The 16,175-nt window shown below is 43.9% G+C and carries 16 protein-coding genes; all 16 read left to right on the forward strand.

Translation table 11 applies throughout. The features are described from left to right. Window positions 1–113: 113 nt before the first annotated feature. The 16 genes from glpX to FGG79_RS17990 all read left to right on the forward strand — a co-directional run bounded on the left by glpX (window position 114) and on the right by FGG79_RS17990 (window position 15,985). Window positions 114–1,076, forward strand: coding sequence for a class II fructose-bisphosphatase (glpX, locus tag FGG79_RS17915; protein ID WP_138780844.1), 963 nt, complete (start codon window positions 114–116; stop codon window positions 1,074–1,076). 329 nt (window positions 1,077–1,405) lie between these two features. Continuing rightward, window positions 1,406–2,668: a transcription termination factor Rho gene (gene rho / locus FGG79_RS17920; protein ID WP_138780846.1), complete on the forward strand. Its 1,263-nt coding sequence runs from the start codon at window positions 1,406–1,408 to the stop codon at window positions 2,666–2,668. Between the two features lie 222 nt (window positions 2,669–2,890). Continuing rightward, window positions 2,891–3,103, forward strand: coding sequence for a 50S ribosomal protein L31 (gene rpmE, locus FGG79_RS17925; RefSeq protein WP_138780848.1), 213 nt, complete (start codon window positions 2,891–2,893; stop codon window positions 3,101–3,103). Window positions 3,104–3,414: 311 nt separating this feature from the next. Further along, a complete protein-coding gene (locus FGG79_RS17930; protein ID WP_138780850.1) occupies window positions 3,415–4,026 on the forward strand; it encodes a thymidine kinase in 612 nt (203 codons plus the stop codon). A 121-nt stretch (window positions 4,027–4,147) separates the two neighbouring features. Beyond that, a complete protein-coding gene (locus FGG79_RS17935) occupies window positions 4,148–4,600 on the forward strand; it encodes a hypothetical protein (RefSeq protein WP_138780852.1) in 453 nt (150 codons plus the stop codon). Between the two features lie 144 nt (window positions 4,601–4,744). Beyond that, window positions 4,745–5,818 carry a peptide chain release factor 1 gene (gene prfA, locus FGG79_RS17940; protein WP_138780854.1) on the forward strand — a complete coding sequence of 358 codons (1,074 nt, stop codon included), beginning with the start codon at window positions 4,745–4,747 and terminating at the stop codon, window positions 5,816–5,818. After that, entirely contained in the window at window positions 5,819–6,688 is an 870-nt protein-coding gene (gene prmC / locus FGG79_RS17945; RefSeq protein ID WP_138780856.1) for a peptide chain release factor N(5)-glutamine methyltransferase, read from the forward strand. Window positions 6,689–7,515: 827 nt separating this feature from the next. Beyond that, complete coding sequence (gene spoIIR, locus FGG79_RS17950; RefSeq protein ID WP_138780858.1) at window positions 7,516–8,322, forward strand: stage II sporulation protein R; 807 nt, start codon at window positions 7,516–7,518, stop codon at window positions 8,320–8,322. A 140-nt stretch (window positions 8,323–8,462) separates the two neighbouring features. Next, window positions 8,463–8,903: a GNAT family N-acetyltransferase gene (locus FGG79_RS17955; RefSeq protein WP_138780860.1), complete on the forward strand. Its 441-nt coding sequence runs from the start codon at window positions 8,463–8,465 to the stop codon at window positions 8,901–8,903. 345 nt (window positions 8,904–9,248) lie between these two features. After that, entirely contained in the window at window positions 9,249–10,289 is a 1,041-nt protein-coding gene (locus tag FGG79_RS17960; RefSeq protein ID WP_481747292.1) for an L-threonylcarbamoyladenylate synthase, read from the forward strand. Window positions 10,290–10,421: 132 nt separating this feature from the next. Continuing rightward, window positions 10,422–10,976 (forward strand): manganese efflux pump MntP, encoded by a 555-nt coding sequence (locus tag FGG79_RS17965; RefSeq protein ID WP_138780863.1) that lies wholly within the window; start codon window positions 10,422–10,424, stop codon window positions 10,974–10,976. A 423-nt stretch (window positions 10,977–11,399) separates the two neighbouring features. Next, a complete protein-coding gene (locus FGG79_RS17970; protein ID WP_138780865.1) occupies window positions 11,400–11,837 on the forward strand; it encodes a low molecular weight protein arginine phosphatase in 438 nt (145 codons plus the stop codon). Window positions 11,838–11,854: 17 nt separating this feature from the next. Then, window positions 11,855–13,144: a methyl-accepting chemotaxis protein gene (locus tag FGG79_RS17975; protein WP_138780867.1), complete on the forward strand. Its 1,290-nt coding sequence runs from the start codon at window positions 11,855–11,857 to the stop codon at window positions 13,142–13,144. A gap of 173 nt (window positions 13,145–13,317) precedes the next feature. Beyond that, entirely contained in the window at window positions 13,318–13,761 is a 444-nt protein-coding gene (gene rpiB, locus FGG79_RS17980; protein WP_138780869.1) for a ribose 5-phosphate isomerase B, read from the forward strand. A gap of 12 nt (window positions 13,762–13,773) precedes the next feature. Continuing rightward, window positions 13,774–14,316 (forward strand): TIGR01440 family protein, encoded by a 543-nt coding sequence (locus tag FGG79_RS17985; protein WP_138780871.1) that lies wholly within the window; start codon window positions 13,774–13,776, stop codon window positions 14,314–14,316. Window positions 14,317–14,743: 427 nt separating this feature from the next. Beyond that, a complete protein-coding gene (locus tag FGG79_RS17990) occupies window positions 14,744–15,985 on the forward strand; it encodes a serine hydroxymethyltransferase (protein ID WP_138780873.1) in 1,242 nt (413 codons plus the stop codon). Window positions 15,986–16,175: the final 190 nt, after the last annotated feature.

A 16,175-nucleotide genomic window follows, 5' to 3' on the forward strand; every position in this document is an offset into this window, starting at 1 on the left:
TTTTTTCGAAAAAAAGTCTCTGCAATCGCTTTAATGTGTTACAATAACTCTGTTAATATGTTATACAATTTAAGATTATTGTAAAACAAAAGGGAACACGGGAGGCTATATACATGGAAAGAAGTTTATCAATGGAGCTTATTCGAGTAACAGAAGGGGCTGCCCTTGCATCGGCACGTTGGATGGGTCGCGGAAAGAAGGATGAAGCAGATGATGCTGCAACTTCTGCAATGCGTGACGTATTTGATACAGTACCGATGAAGGGGACAGTTGTCATCGGTGAAGGAGAAATGGATGAAGCTCCAATGCTTTATATTGGTGAAAAACTAGGGACAGGCTATGGCCCGCGTGTAGACGTGGCCGTCGATCCGTTGGAAGGAACAAATATTGTTGCTTCCGGAGGCTGGAATGCACTGGCGGTACTCGCGGTGGCGGACCATGGAAACCTACTGAATGCACCGGATATGTATATGGATAAAATCGCAGTTGGACCTGAAGCAGTTGGAAAAATCGATATTAACGCTTCTGTCATCGATAATTTAAAAGCCGTTGCAAAAGCGAAGAACAAGGACATTGAAGACGTCGTAGCAACAGTCTTGAACCGTCCTCGTCATGAACATATCATCCAACAGCTCAGAGAAGCGGGAGCCCGTATCAAGCTGATCAATGATGGGGACGTGGCAGGAGCCATGAACACAGCATTTGATCATACAGGCGTCGATATCTTATTCGGATCCGGAGGTGCTCCAGAGGGAGTACTGGCAGCAGTTGCTTTGAAGTGCCTTGGTGGAGAAATTCAAGGGAAACTATTACCGCAAAACGATGCTGAACTTCAACGCTGTATCGGCATGGGGCTAGATGTAGACAAGATCCTTCGAATGGAAGACCTAGTATGCGGTGACGATGCGATTTTCGCTGCAACAGGTGTGACAGACGGTGAACTTTTAAGAGGTGTTCAGCTTAAAGGCGCATACGGATTGACTCATTCAGTTGTTATGCGAGCAAAGTCCGGCACCGTTCGATTCATCGACGGTCGCCACAGTCTTCAGAAAAAGCCGAACCTGGTGATGAAATAATAGAAATAGAAACATCGAGAGAGAAACCAACTCTTCTTATATAAGAGGGAACGGATGGGCAGAAGGTATGAGCTTCTCTGCCCATCCTCACTCTTATCACTCACTTTTTTTCTTCATAGGTAAAAAAATGCTGCCTATCTACAAAAATACCTTCCTTTTTTTACCCAGTCATTGATTCTTGATCGAAAGTATGGTTACAATAGATAAGGTTTTTATCTTCAGCATTTTTTCTTTATATAGTTGCTTCAACGTATTTCTTCATTTTTAGAAAAATCTACCCTTCTTTTTTTATTTTCAGGTAGGACAAATTAATAAAGCGTGGTGTCATAATGGAAGAGTTAACAATCTCTAGCTTAGAAAATATGAAGCTTAAAGAGCTTTACGAGCTAGCCAAACAATACAAAGTTTCTTATTATAGCAAATTAACAAAAAAAGAATTGATTTTCGCCATCCTTAAAGTTCGAGCAGAACAAGAAGGTTTCTTCTTTATGGAAGGTGTTCTTGAAATCATCCAATCAGAAGGATTTGGTTTCTTACGTCCAATCAATTATTCTCCTAGCTCTGAGGATATTTACATTTCTGCTTCACAAATCCGTCGCTTCGATCTTCGGAATGGTGATAAAGTATCGGGAAAAGTACGCCCTCCGAAAGAGAACGAACGCTATTTCGGACTGCTTCATGTGGAAATGGTTAACGGAGATGAGCCTGAATCTGCGAAAGAGCGTGTGCATTTCCCAGGTTTAACGCCTTTATACCCTGATCGTCAAATGAAGCTTGAAACAGAGCCGAACAAAATCTCTACACGCATCATGGACCTTATCGCGCCAGTCGGTTTTGGACAACGTGGTTTAGTCGTTGCACCACCAAAAGCAGGTAAGACGATGCTGATCAAGGAAATCGCGAACTCAATCACAACGAATCATCCAGAAGCAGAATTAATTATTCTTCTTATCGATGAGCGACCAGAAGAAGTAACAGATATCGAGCGCTCAGTGGAAGCGGAAGTAGTAAGCTCCACATTCGATGAAGTACCTGAAAACCACATTAAAGTGGCAGAACTTGTTCTTGAGCGTGCCATGCGTTTAGTGGAGCATAAGCGAGACGTGATTATCCTGATGGATAGCATCACTCGTTTAGCCCGTGCGTATAACCTGGTCATCCCTCCAAGTGGACGGACTCTCTCAGGTGGTATCGATCCTGCAGCCTTCCACCGTCCGAAGCGTTTCTTTGGTGCTGCCCGTAACATCGAAGAGGGCGGAAGCTTGACGGTGCTCGCGACAGCATTGGTGGACACAGGATCACGGATGGATGATGTGATTTATGAAGAGTTCAAAGGAACAGGGAACTTGGAGCTTCATCTTGATCGTGCGCTTGCAGAAAGACGTATCTTCCCGGCAATCGACATTCGTCGTTCTGGAACTCGCCGCGAAGAGCTTCTCGTCAAACCAGATCACCTTGAAAAGCTATGGGCGATCAGAAAAGCCATGTCTGATCAACCTGATTTCGCTGAAAAGCTTATGCGCAAGCTAAAGCAATCAAAGACGAATGAAGAGTTTTTCAATGTCTTGACAGAAGAGTCGAAGAAGCGTTAGTCTAATACTCGAATGTTCTTTTAGGAACAAATGATGTCGGCAACTTCCAATTTTACTAGTTGCAAATATCACTTGTCCTTGTTATAATAGTGTCAATGTGTTTTAAAAAAATGGATGTGGTAAGGGGCTGGCAATGACTCTCATGCTTATGCTCATATCACATATATCTTCGTAATAAATTACTCTGTTTCAGATGATTCAGGGCGGAAGGAGATGAAAGTAATGAAATCAGGAATTCATCCTAAGTACAACATGATCAAAGTTAGCTGTGCTTGCGGTAACGAATTTGAAACTGGTTCTGTAGCGGAAGAAATGCGCGTTGAGGTATGTTCTGAATGCCATCCATTCTACACAGGCCGCCAGAAATTCGCTGATGCAGGTGGACGTGTTGACCGTTTCAACAAAAAATACGGTCTTAAAAATCAACAACAATAATGAAGAGTCAGAAGGTCATGTCTTCATCCTTTGTGCGTAAAGCACAATGGGCGTTAGAATGTCCCTTCTCTTCTATTATGAAAACAGGCAAGGATCTTATGCTTGCCTGTTTTTTATTACGTTAAGAGCAATGTTTTGAAGAAATAGAGGCAGTTCCAATTGAGCTGTGCCTCTTTTTTTCTGCCAAATTACTGAAATTGGAGCATTTTTCCCGTACATAAAGGAATGCTTTATACTAAAGAATAGTCCATTTATACTAACAGTCATACTGTTTTTCAATAGAATAATGTGTAAGGAAGGAGAGGCCATTCGTGTATGTCATGAAACATTCGGGTTGGGTAGAAGTCATTTGCGGCAGCATGTTCTCAGGGAAATCCGAGGAACTGATCCGCCGGGTACGACGCACTCAATTTGCTAAACAGGAAATTGCAGTGTATAAGCCAAAACTAGATAATCGCTATAGCGATGAATCGGTTGTATCTCACAATGGTACCTCTGTCATCGCCAAAGCAGTAGAGGGATCTCAAGTCATTCTTGATGACCTGAATCCTGATGTGGATGTCGTTGCGATTGATGAGGTCCAATTTTTCGATGAAGGCATCGTAGAAGTGGTTCAAACGTTAGCGAACAGTGGATATCGTGTGATTATAGCAGGTCTTGACCAGGACTTCCGTGGAGAACCATTCGGCCCGATGCCGGACTTGCTGTCCATTGCTGAACAAGTGACAAAGCTTCAAGCCGTTTGCGCAGTATGCGGCTCTCCCGCAAGCAGAACGCAACGATTAATCAATGGCGAACCGGCATGTTATGATGATCCCGTCATCCTTGTCGGGGCATCTGAAGCATATGAACCGAGATGTCGCCATCACCATGAAGTGCCCACTGGAATCAGTGTGACACCTGAAATGGTAAAGGAAGTATAAGAGTGAGAAAGCAAAGCCTGGAGATGGGGCTTTGCTTTTTTATTTTTCCCGTTACGTCCATACGATTTGAATGCATAAGCACCCTCCTGTAGGAAATCCTAAAACCAGGAGGTGTGAAAGCATGAAAAAACTAGCGTTAGCGTTATCCTTTACGGTTTTCTTCCTATTGATTACAGCATGCGGTGTGAATCAGGAGTCGGAATATGGTGTCCATCATGATAGTGGTGGTACCCGTTTCATTGATAACCGTAAGGCTGAAATGGATAAACGACAGGATGAAAGTGTAAGGGAGATCACAGATCAAAACCCCAATTTTCCCAACCTGACGAATTCACCTGGAACGACGTCCACCACAATGGGTGATTATGAAGACAAGGCACGTGAAGTGGTGAAAGAGAACACGAAATTCCAACCAGACGAGGTTTGGATCAATGGCGGCCAAATGTGGGTGACGGCTCATACGAAGAAAGAAATGACGATGTCAGAGAGAGATAAAGAGGAAGCCATGTTAAAGGATCACTTGCAAAAAGCCATTCCCCGCTATGATATCAATGTGAAAATCACTGAAAGATAACGTAGGTGTAAACAGGTCGGGAAGCTGATCTGTTTACCCTTTACATAGGAAATTCCCCCGGTACCTATACCCGATCCTCCTTGTGTTTACATACTCCATATAATATAATTAGACTGTTATGGATTAAAATTGAGGTGAATAGCTGTGTTCGATCGTTTACAAGCAGTGGAAGATCGCTATGATAAGTTAAATGAACTATTAAGTGATCCAGAAATTGTGAATGACCCAAAGAAGCTAAGAGATTATTCAAAAGAACAATCAGACATCCAAGCTACGGTAGAAGCATATCGAGAATATAAAGACATGACTAGTCAGTATAAAGACGCTAAGGCGATGCTGGATGATAAGCTTGATGCTGATATGCGTGAAATGGTGAAGGAAGAAGTTTCTGAGCTTGAAGAGCAAATTGAAGTGTTGGAAGCCCGTCTGAAAATATTATTGATCCCGAAAGACCCGAACGATGATAAGAACGTGGTCATGGAGGTTCGTGGTGCTGCCGGTGGAGATGAAGCAGCCCTGTTTGCCGGTGACTTGTATCGTATGTACAGCCGCTTTGCAGAAGCACAAGGCTGGAAGATTGAAGTCATGGAAGCGAACTCCACTGGTGTCGGTGGATACAAAGAGATCATCTTCATGATCAATGGAAATGGCGCATTTTCGAAAATGAAATACGAAAACGGGGCACATCGTGTGCAACGGGTACCTGAAACAGAATCGGGCGGACGTATTCATACATCTACGGCAACGGTTGCTTGTCTTCCGGAAGCAGAAGAAGTCGAAGTGGATATCCACGATAAAGACATCCGTGTTGATACATTCGCTTCAAGTGGACCAGGAGGACAAAGTGTTAATACAACCATGTCAGCCGTCCGTTTAACGCACGTTCCAACAGGTGTCGTCGTTTCGTGTCAGGATGAAAAATCACAAATTAAAAACAAAGAGAAAGCAATGAAAGTATTGCGTGCTCGTGTTTACGATAAATTCCAACGTGAAGTTCAAGCGGAATACGATGCGAATCGTAAATCTGCCGTTGGTACAGGTGACCGTTCGGAGCGTATCCGTACGTACAATTTCCCACAAAACCGTGTCACGGATCACCGTATCGGCCTAACAATCCAAAAGCTTGATCAAATCCTTGAAGGAAAAATGGATGATGTTATCGATGCATTAATCATCGAAGACCAATCCAAACTTCTTGAAAGACTGGAAGAAGCGTAAATGACGTCAGTTACGCTATTTGAAGCCCTAAAATGGGCTTCTTCTTTTTTAGTTGAAAATGGCCGTGATGAAAATGTGGGAGAAATCTACTTGCGGCATCTGATGGGATTATCTCGATCTCAATTGCTCGCTGAACAGCGGAGGTCCGTCCCTCGTGAAAAATGGGATGAGTTTCAGAATGGGATCCGTGAGCACGTTGGCGGTGTACCGATTCAGCATATTATCGGGTCTGAAGAGTTTTATGGCAGACCGTTTGTTGTGAATGAGCATGTGCTGATTCCGAGACCGGAGACGGAAGAGCTCATTTATTATGGTCTGGAGAAGATGAAGGATTTGTTTGAGCCAGGTATCCTTTTGCAGGCGGCAGATGTCGGAACGGGAAGCGGGGCGATTGCGGTTACGTTGAAACTGGAATCGGAGCGGATACCTCTTCAAATGATGGCTGTCGATATTTCAAGTGAAGCACTGGCTGTAGCGGCGAAGAATAGCTCGAAACTAGACGCGAATGTCCGCTTTTTCGAAGGGGATCTGTTACAGCCATTGATCGATGATGGCGTAAAGCTGGATATTCTTTTATCCAACCCTCCGTATATTCCTTTGACGGATCGCGAAACTCTATCGGATGTAGTCATTGATCATGAACCCGAACTCGCTTTATTTGGCGGGGAAGATGGTTATGATTTGTATAAACGCTTTATGGATGAGCTGCCTCATGTTATGAAGGAGAAGTGTCTGATTGGGTTCGAAGTCGGAGTCGGTCAGGGAGGAACGGTAGCGGAATTATTGCGCCGGACCTTCCCGGATGCGGAAACAGAAGTCGTTCATGACATCAATGGAAAAGATCGAATGGTGTTTTGTGTAAGAAAGTAAGGATGTAGGCCCTCGATTGTGGTAATCGGGGGTGTTTTTTTGAAGAAATGGATCTGACTTAGTATGTATCTGAGTAAAAATAGAGTCACGTCCCTGCTCTAACCTCCTCATCGTCACGTTTATTTTCAAAACCGTTCTACTTATTTTCAAAACTGAAGTTTTATTTTCAAAACCAGCCCACTTATTTTCAAAAACAAGATTTTATTTTCAAAATCCTCTTTTCGCAAAGATTTTTGTTTTCTAACATAGGAGCTGCCAATGCTCTGTCAATGAGTGTTTGCGATAGATGGTGAGGGGAACGGCTACGCTTTCCGGCGGACGAACGGCCAAGCCTCCTCAGCTTAGCCGAACGGGGTCTCGGCACGCCCGTTTTTCCGCAGGAGTCTACGCCGTTCCCCTCACCATCTAAAAGAGATATGCTGACAGAGCTTACTAGTGAAAAAAATGAATGAAATAGTATCTTACTATTCAAGCTAAAATCGACCACTGCATACGTTGAAAATTGATGTTCTCTCGCCGTGTATAATAGTAAATTAATCCTCCATACTTAGAAAGTTGATTGAAGCGGAAGGTGCTCGACTCCTGCGGGAATTGCGGGAAAGTTGAGACCCCGCAGGGCAAATCCCGAGGAGGCTCAACTCACGCCCCGCGGAAAGCGAGCACCTGCAGCGGAAATCAACTAGCACTCGCTACCTTCAATAGCAACATTGTTTACGAAAAGAGCCATTCAAAAAGCATACCGAACCAATTTCCCAAACAAAAATGTTATTTTACTAGTTTAAGATTCCCCCCTTTTGACTAAACTGTTTTACTGAGGGGGAGAGAAAATGAAAACAAAACATAGTGTATTATTGTATATCTTGGTTCTATCATTAGGAACGATTCTAAGTTTATATATACCGAAACAGGAAATGGCGGCACAGGAGGCAATGGTTATCCCGGAAGAAGCGATTCGACTGCGGATCTTGGCAAACAGTGATCTGGAGCAGGATCAAAACGTGAAAAGACTGGTACGAGATGAGGTCAATAAAGAAATCACGAATTGGGTATCGTCTCTTACATCTCAGGATGAAGCGAAGTCAGTAATTCAAGAAGGATTGCCTCAACTTCAAACAATTGCAGAAGAGGTGGTCGAAGCAGAAGGGTTGGATCAATCAGTGAAAGTGGAATTTGGGAAAGTGGAATTTCCTACAAAGCTGTATGGTCAATATCTTTACCCGGCAGGTGAATACGAAGCGGTGTTGATCACATTAGGTAAAGGGGAAGGCGCGAACTGGTGGTGCGTTCTTTATCCCCCCCTATGCTTCCTTGATTTCTCGACAGGGACAGCAGTGAGAAGTCCGGGATTTGAAACGACAGTTGAAGCGAGCGGTAATGAAATCACTGAAGTAGATGCTGAAGATAAAGCAGAAGCGATTGAAGTTGAGATGGAAACAGTCGAAGCTAAGGCAAGTGACGACTCAGAAGTGAAAACAGATCAAGAAGAGTCTGTGATAAGTGAAAATAGCACGAAGGAAGAAATTCAACCAGAAGCACCACAAGAAGGACCGGTCTTCGTTGAAGAAAGCGAAGAGGAAAAAGTAGAGGTTCGTTTCTTCGTAGTAGACCTTTTCAAAGGACTATTCAATAAATAATGAAGAAAGCTTCGTCTGACTTAGATGAAGCTTTTTTTACGTTTATATAAACTCTAGCTTTCTAGTATTTTTTGTTCTATTCTCTTTTTCCTCTCATACATTAACACTAGAGGAAGATAGAAAAAAGGGAGGACGAAAGAATGTTAAAAGTGATTCGTCAGGCAACACATGAGGACATTCATGAAGTAGTTGCCTTCTTAATGAAAGCTGGATTAAGTACAGAAGGCATTAAACATAGCATCGATTGTTTTTTGGTAGTGGAAGACTCAGAAAATCGATTGATTGGAACACTGGGAATTGAGGTTCAAGAGAAAATTGGCCTGCTTCGATCGCTCGTTGTCACTTCCTCATTTGAGAGTGAAGAATTATTTGCCCTCTTCCAGGAAATCTTAAAGCTTGCGAAAGAGAAAGAACTTACGCGACTATACCTTATCTCAAATCGAAAAGCCTCGCTTACGTTCTTCGATCTATTAGGTTTTCAACAAGAGAAAGAAGCGGTTGTGGATGAGTTAAAGCCTTTCGTTCATGCGCAAAAGTTATCCACAGTGGATAACTGTATCACGATGAGACTAGATTTATAGAGGAAATGTAGATTTTTCGACAATAAATGTAAAAGAAACGACTGAATCATTTTGAATTTAAATGGTTCAGTTTTTTTGGTGTGATTCTTCGACAAAATCCTACAGTAGCGCGAAATCTGAAAAAGAAGCAGATAACTATCTCTTTTTTCTGAATTATTCACACCATCCACAGGTTTATCCACAGTTCGTATTGTTTTATTCTCTGTTTGTGGATAATACTTGAGAATTAATGGGGTTTCTTTTATACTTTCAAAAGAGCAGGATGGTAAAATACTTGTTTATTCAGTATCTATACCACATAAATGAAACAGATAAAGGTTTACTATATAAAGGTGGATGACATACATGATGAAACATTGGATTGTGGAAAGAGATGTGGATAAAAACAAAAGTTATCCACAAATTGTGGATGCAGCGAAGATTCTTCAACAGAACGAGGTTGTGGCGTTCCCGACTGAGACCGTTTATGGCCTTGGTGCAAATGCTACATCCGATACAGCTGTGGAGAAAATCTTCAAAGCGAAGGGTAGACCATCGGATAATCCACTGATTGTCCACATATCAAATAAAGGTCAGTTAGAAGGACTTGTAGCAGAAGTTCCAACTGTTGCGACGAAGCTCATCGATGCCTACTGGCCAGGTCCACTGACGATCATTTTTCATAAAAAAGAGAAGGTCTTCTCTGAAAAGGTAACGGCGGGATTGCAAACAGTGGCGATCCGGATGCCTGATCATCCCGTGGCTCTTTCCATCATTGAGGCATCTGGGCTCCCTATTGCAGCACCAAGTGCGAATCGGTCAGGAAAGCCAAGCCCGACAACGGCTCAGCATGTGTTGGACGACCTGGATGGCCGGATTGCAGGCGTGGTCGATGGCGGCGAGACAGGAGTCGGCGTGGAGTCGACGGTAGTAGATTGTACAGGTGAGATACCTGTGATTTTGCGACCTGGCGGCGTCACGAAAGAACAACTGGAAGAAGTAGTCGGGGAAGTGAACGTGGATCCTTCTTTAAAAGAAGGCAAGGGAGCACCGAAATCCCCTGGCATGAAATATACCCACTACGCCCCGGATGCCCCTGTCTATTTAGTAGACGGGACAAGAGAATACCTGCAAAGATTAGTAGATAAAAAAAAAGCAGAAGGACTTAAGGTCGGTGTGCTGACAACAGAAGAATTTATGAATGACTTTGAAGCGGATCTTATTTTGTCTGCTGGCCGGCGGAAGGACCTGAAAACGGTCGCCCAGCATTTATACGATACGCTACGTGCATTTAATAGAAGTGACGTTGATATTATTTTTGCCGAAATGTTTCCGGAAGAAGGAGTCGGGTTAGCGATTATGAACAGACTTCAGAAAGCGGCAGGATACCGGGTGATAAAAGGATAACGGTCTGACCCTATTGTTTTTAGAAAACGATAGGGTTCTTTTGTGTCCGAAGATCCGTATTTCTCATTCTAATTCTCCCAGGACGTGCATAAGTTTGTCTTGAAGGCATGTCCGGAGGGGGAAGAAATAATAATGACAACGATTATTGGGGAACTGATCACGTTAATGTTAATGGCATTTGCTCTTGGGATGGATGCCTTTTCGATTGGGATTGGAATGGGTATGTTTCAGCTGAGATTAAAGCAAATCGTTTATATAGGATTGGTTGTCGGGGTCTTTCATGTATTTATGCCACTCTTTGGGATGATAACGGGGAAGTTTTTATCCGAAACGTTCGGAGCGTTTGCAGCATACGCAGGAGGTCTTCTATTGATTGTGTTAGGGATTCAGATGTTTATGGCAAGTTTCAAGGAAGAGGAAGCGACGCTCATTTCCCCGGTGGGATTCGGGTTGATCCTATTCGCTTTAAGTGTCAGTTTGGACAGTTTTTCTGTCGGATTGACCTTGGGGATATTCGGAGCCAGAACAGCGGTTGCCCTTTTCTGCTTCGGATTCGCGGCGACCGTTTTGACATGGGCAGGATTATTAATAGGACGGAAATTCCAAGGAGTCCTGGGGAATTATAGTGAAGCACTTGGAGGTAGTATACTGTTTGCGTTTGGGGTAAAACTCTTGCTTCCGCTGTGAATGGTGAGGGCTGGTTGGAAATGATAGAGATGTAGGGTCCGTCCCTCTTGGGGTGGGCATTTTTTGTTTAGCTTTTCGGGCCTGAGCAAGCCGCCTGCGCTTTTCTTTTTGTCCAGCTCCAGGGCTTAGAGGCTCGAGGTCATAAGTCAAACCAACCAAAAAGGCAAAGAACGCCTTTCCGGTTGGTTCGTCTTATGCTTGTCGCCTCTGTGCAAAGCCCTTCCGCTTTTCTTTTTGTCCAGCTCCGGCGGCTAGTCCCTCGAGGTCATAAGCTAAATATGCCAAAAAGGCAAAGAGCGCCTTTCCGGCATATTCATCTTATGCTTGTCGGGCCTACCCAAGCCGCCTCCGCTTTTCTTTTTCTGTATGGGCTATTGATGGATTGGAAAATATTTTATAATAGGGGTTAAGGAGGTGGACGAGATGAATATTTTATTTGTTTGTACGGGAAATACGTGCAGAAGTCCTATGGCAGAGGCGGTTTTGAAGCATAAAGGTGCAGAGAGGTTTGAGGTGAAGTCCGCGGGGGTTTTTGCTATGGATGGTAGTGATGCGTCATTTCAGACTAAAGAAGTGCTGAAAGAGAACGATATAATACATAGACACCAATCGAGTTCGTTAACGAAAGAGAGCTTAGACTGGGCTTCCCATATTTTTACGATGACATCGAATCATAAGCGGGCGATTGTGGATCAGTTTCCACATGTGGCGGACAAGATTTTCACATTAAAGGAGTTTGTCTTGGAAGATCCAGCTGATTTGGATGTGTCGGATCCATATGGGGGAAGTGTGGACATCTATAGACATACATACAGAGAGCTGGATTCATTGATTGAGGAGTTAATTAAAAAGCTTGGTTGAGACAGGGAGAGAGAAAGATGGGGAAAGAGAAAAGGTACAAGTCGGGTCTTAGAAAGAAATTGGTCTTCTTTATCACGCTTCTTGCGGTGGTGACGTATTCCACAAGTGCACTTTTTATTTATTTTATTAAACCTACTTTTGCACCGGATATGAACGAGCTTATGTTTACGATTATGACGCTCGGGATGGGTGTTTTCTGGTCTGCGGTACTTGCATTTTTTGCTGCAGGATTTATCGTTAAGCCGCTGCAGAGGTTGGAACAGGTTGCATTGAAAGCGGCTGAAGGGGACATTGCGATTGAAGTGGAAGTACCGAAGTCGGATGATGAAATCCGTTCGCTCGCTTTAGCTTTTAATCGGATGCTACATAACTTGCGTGACATGGTGTCCTCCATCGACGAGAATTTCACGCACACTAATTCGAATGTCATTGAGCTATCGAAATCATCGGAAATCGCTTCAACACAAGCAAACTCAATTTCCAAAACGATTAGGGAAATTTCAGCCGGTGCAGAAAGCTCTGCTACGGCGATTCAAACGACAGCTGAATCGGTGGAAGACGTCATTCGAATTGCCCAGGAAGTCCAGAATCATTCCAAATCGTCCGAACACATGTCGAAAAATATGGTGACCGAGCTTCAAGGAAGTAAAGAAGTCATCCATTCCCTAGTGGAAGGGATTAGCCGACTGGCAAAAGGAAATGAAGATTCGCTGGACGCTGTGCGCCGACTGGAAGACAACGCGAAAAAAGTAGAGCAGATCATCCAGTTGGTGGGAGATATTGCGAATCAAACCAATTTACTCGCCTTGAATGCTTCCATTGAAGCAGCACGTGCAGGGGAGCACGGTAAAGGGTTTGCGGTTGTGGCAGAAGAAGTCCGGAAGCTTGCTGACGAAAGTGGAAAAGCGGTTCAAGGGATCTCAGACCTGATTAAAAACATTCAGAACGAGGTTGGCAATGTGGTTGGACAAATCACAACCCAGGTGGAGTCCGCGAACTCGGAAGCGAAAAAAGGAACACAGACCAATGAAATGATCGAAACAATGACGAAGACGATCCATGAAGTGGCGGATTCCGTTCAAAATATTTCCGTCCTGGTCGATCAGCAAATGGACAGCATCCAACTGACTTCTCAACAATCCCAGGAAGTCGCCGCCATTGCAGAAGAAACGTCTGCAGGAGCATTGGAAGTATCTGAATCTACCAAAGAACAAGCGGTTGTCATGAATGATGTTGAAAAGCTGGCTCTTAATCTCAAGGAGCAAGCAGAGTCACTGAAGAGCACGATCACACGATTTCATTTATAAAAAAGGCGGGCATGGGAGCTGGATCCTGTGCCCGTTTTTTTATTTCGACAGAGATGACCGGTCCTATGAAACGGAACGGGCACCTGCGTAAAAAAAAGAATTCGAAAAACTTTATATAATGAAGAGTGTGTGGCAAAATAAAACGTATTAAAGGCGATAGGGAGTGGGATCATATGAAAATTGCAATAGCGTCCGATCACGGTGGGGTAAATATCAGGGAAGAAATCAAATCACTATTAGAAGAACTTGGTCTTGAATATGAAGATTTCGGTTGTGAATGTGGCACGTCTGTTGACTACCCGGACTATGCTGTACCGGTTGCGGAAAAAGTGGCAAGTGGAGACTTCGACCGTGGCATTCTTATTTGTGGGACTGGAATCGGTATGAGCATATCTGCCAATAAGGTTAAGGGAATCCGCTGTGCACTTGTCCATGATGTATTCAGTGCGAAAGCAACACGTGAACACAATGACAGCAATATGCTCGCCATGGGTGAACGGGTAATCGGTCCCGGGCTTGCACGTGAAATTGCCAAGACGTGGCTGGGAACGGATTTTGAAGGTGGCCGCCATGCGGATCGTGTAGGGAAGATCACCGCATACGAAGACAAACAGTAGGGAGTGAATTTCATGGAAATCGCTCAATTAAAGGAAGAGCTGCAAACGATTCTGCGTGATTTCAGCCATCAGGTACCGCTTAATAAAGGACAAGTATTTGTCGTAGGATGTTCCACCTCTGAAGTAATGGGGGAGCGGATCGGAACTGCCGGAACGATTGAAGTGGCTGACATGATTTTTAGTGAGTTACAAGCATGGGCTGATTCTATTGAAGTGTCCCTTGCCTTTCAATGCTGTGAGCACTTAAACCGTGCCATCGTGTTAGAAAGAGAAGTGGCTGAAAGAAAAGGACTGGATGAGGTCACGGTCATCCCTGTGCGAAAAGCAGGTGGAGCCATGGCAACCAAAGCCTATCATTCCTTTCAAGATCCTGTCCTGGTCGAGCACATCAAAGGGGATGCAGGCATCGACATCGGAGACACCTTCATCGGCATGCACTTAAAACACGTAGCCGTCCCAATCCGGGTATCCCAAAAAAGCCTCGGCCAAGCCCACATCACCCTGGCCAAAACCAGACCAAAACTCATCGGCGGAGTACGAGCTGCATACGAATAACAAAAGCGAATATAACGAAGGTCCGTTTCTCTCATTTTGAGGGACGGACCTTTATTTGAGATTTTTCCCGTATCAAGGCGTGAATCCCGAACTATCAAGGGGCACAAGGGGATTAAGGTTATGTTTAAAAGCATTGAGGGGAAAACTGAGCGATTAGGGAAAGGTTTATAAACGATCTGAACATGGCGTTATTTGCTCGACAATACTAGTGGAGATGCAACTCAAAGGAACGTGTTGGAAGAGAGAGAAGACTCTTTGTGAATGGCTTCACACGAGGTCCGTCCCTCAAAAATAGCTCTAAACACGAACGTTACGTTTTGACTAGAGGTTTTTATTTCGCCTTTTGGTGAATCGTGTTAGAATGAGATTGAATGAATCATTGAGGCACCTAGAGTAGTTTGGGCCTATGAATTAAAGGGGGATATGTATGAGTAAGATTGCCAAGCAAGATCCGGAAATTTATGCAGCGATTCAAGATGAATTAGAACGTCAACGAACGAAAATCGAGTTAATTGCATCTGAAAACTTTGTCAGTGAAGCCGTAATGGAAGCACAAGGTTCTGTTTTGACAAATAAGTATGCAGAGGGGTACCCAGGTCGTCGCTATTATGGTGGCTGTGAGCATGTGGATGTAGCAGAGAATCTCGCTCGCGATCGTGCAAAAGAGCTGTTTGGAGCGGAACATGCCAACGTTCAGCCTCACTCAGGAGCACAAGCCAATATGGCAGTCTACTTCACAATCCTAGAACAAGGTGATACGGTTCTTGGAATGAACTTATCTCATGGTGGACATCTTACTCACGGAAGTGCCGTTAACTTCAGTGGAATTCAATACAATTTCGTAGAATATGGTGTGGACGAAGAGAAGCACCTGATTAATTATGAAGATGTTAGACAAAAAGCATTAGAGCACAAGCCGAAGCTGATCGTAGCAGGGGCAAGTGCCTACCCAAGAGCAATTGATTTCGCGAAATTCCGTGAAATCGCAGACGAAGTGGGAGCATACTTAATGGTGGATATGGCTCATATTGCTGGTCTTGTAGCCGCTGGACTTCATCAGAACCCGGTTCCATATGCAGACTTCGTGACAACAACAACTCACAAAACATTGCGCGGTCCTCGTGGTGGAATGATTCTATGTAAAGAAGAGTTTGCGAAGAAGATAGACAAGTCTATTTTCCCTGGTCTTCAAGGTGGACCACTTATGCACGTCATCTCAGCTAAAGCTGTGTCATTCGGTGAAGCCCTGCAGGATTCCTTCAAAGAGTACGCGCAGAACATTATTGACAATGCGAAACGCTTAGGAGAAGGACTTGTGAAGGAAGGAATCGATCTTGTATCTGGCGGTTCTGATAACCACCTATTACTAATCGACACTCGTTCACTAGGGTTGACTGGTAAAGTGGCTGAGAAAGTCCTTGATGAGATAGGCATCACGGCTAATAAAAACACGATTCCATTCGATCCTGAAAGTCCATTCGTAACAAGTGGTGTACGTATCGGTACAGCAGCTGTTACATCAAGAGGATTCGGACTCGAAGATATGGACGAGATTGCTTCGATCATGGCGTTGACTCTTAAGAACCATGAAGATGAAGCGAAACTGGAAGAAGCAGGCAAACGCGTCATTGATCTGACGAGCAAGTTTGAATTATACCCGGAAAGATAAATGATTAGAACCTCTTCACTAGGGACGGACCTCTCTGGTGGAGGGGTTTTTTAATAGTGGTAGAGTAGGGTTGATGTTGTGTTTGTTGAATTCTATTTTTTGGTAAAAGACGCATAAACGTTGAAGAATGACGCAAAAAATGAAAAAATGACGCATAAAAAATAAAAATGACGCAAAAACCATCAGAAAC

It is taken from the genome of Bacillus sp. BHET2, assembly GCF_005938125.1.
Taxonomy (GTDB): Bacteria; Bacillota; Bacilli; order Bacillales; family Bacillaceae_B; genus Rossellomorea.

Bases quoted from the DNA above. Each gene is read 5' to 3' on its own strand.
- FGG79_RS17970 (WP_138780865.1), top strand. From the start codon at position 11,400: ATGAATATTTTATTTGTTTGTACGGGAAATACGTGCAGAAGTCCTATG.
- glpX (WP_138780844.1), top strand. From the start codon at position 114: ATGGAAAGAAGTTTATCAATGGAGCTTATTCGAGTAACAGAAGGGGCT.
- FGG79_RS17975 (WP_138780867.1), top strand. From the start codon at position 11,855: ATGGGGAAAGAGAAAAGGTACAAGTCGGGTCTTAGAAAGAAATTGGTC.
- FGG79_RS17990 (WP_138780873.1), top strand. From the start codon at position 14,744: ATGAGTAAGATTGCCAAGCAAGATCCGGAAATTTATGCAGCGATTCAA.
- FGG79_RS17985 (WP_138780871.1), top strand. From the start codon at position 13,774: ATGGAAATCGCTCAATTAAAGGAAGAGCTGCAAACGATTCTGCGTGAT.
- FGG79_RS17965 (WP_138780863.1), top strand. From the start codon at position 10,422: ATGACAACGATTATTGGGGAACTGATCACGTTAATGTTAATGGCATTT.
- prmC (WP_138780856.1), top strand. From the start codon at position 5,819: ATGACGTCAGTTACGCTATTTGAAGCCCTAAAATGGGCTTCTTCTTTT.
- spoIIR (WP_138780858.1), top strand. From the start codon at position 7,516: ATGAAAACAAAACATAGTGTATTATTGTATATCTTGGTTCTATCATTA.
- rpmE (WP_138780848.1), top strand. From the start codon at position 2,891: ATGAAATCAGGAATTCATCCTAAGTACAACATGATCAAAGTTAGCTGT.
- rho (WP_138780846.1), top strand. From the start codon at position 1,406: ATGGAAGAGTTAACAATCTCTAGCTTAGAAAATATGAAGCTTAAAGAG.
- rpiB (WP_138780869.1), top strand. From the start codon at position 13,318: ATGAAAATTGCAATAGCGTCCGATCACGGTGGGGTAAATATCAGGGAA.
- FGG79_RS17935 (WP_138780852.1), top strand. From the start codon at position 4,148: ATGAAAAAACTAGCGTTAGCGTTATCCTTTACGGTTTTCTTCCTATTG.
- FGG79_RS17955 (WP_138780860.1), top strand. From the start codon at position 8,463: ATGTTAAAAGTGATTCGTCAGGCAACACATGAGGACATTCATGAAGTA.
- FGG79_RS17960 (WP_481747292.1), top strand. From the start codon at position 9,249: ATGATGAAACATTGGATTGTGGAAAGAGATGTGGATAAAAACAAAAGT.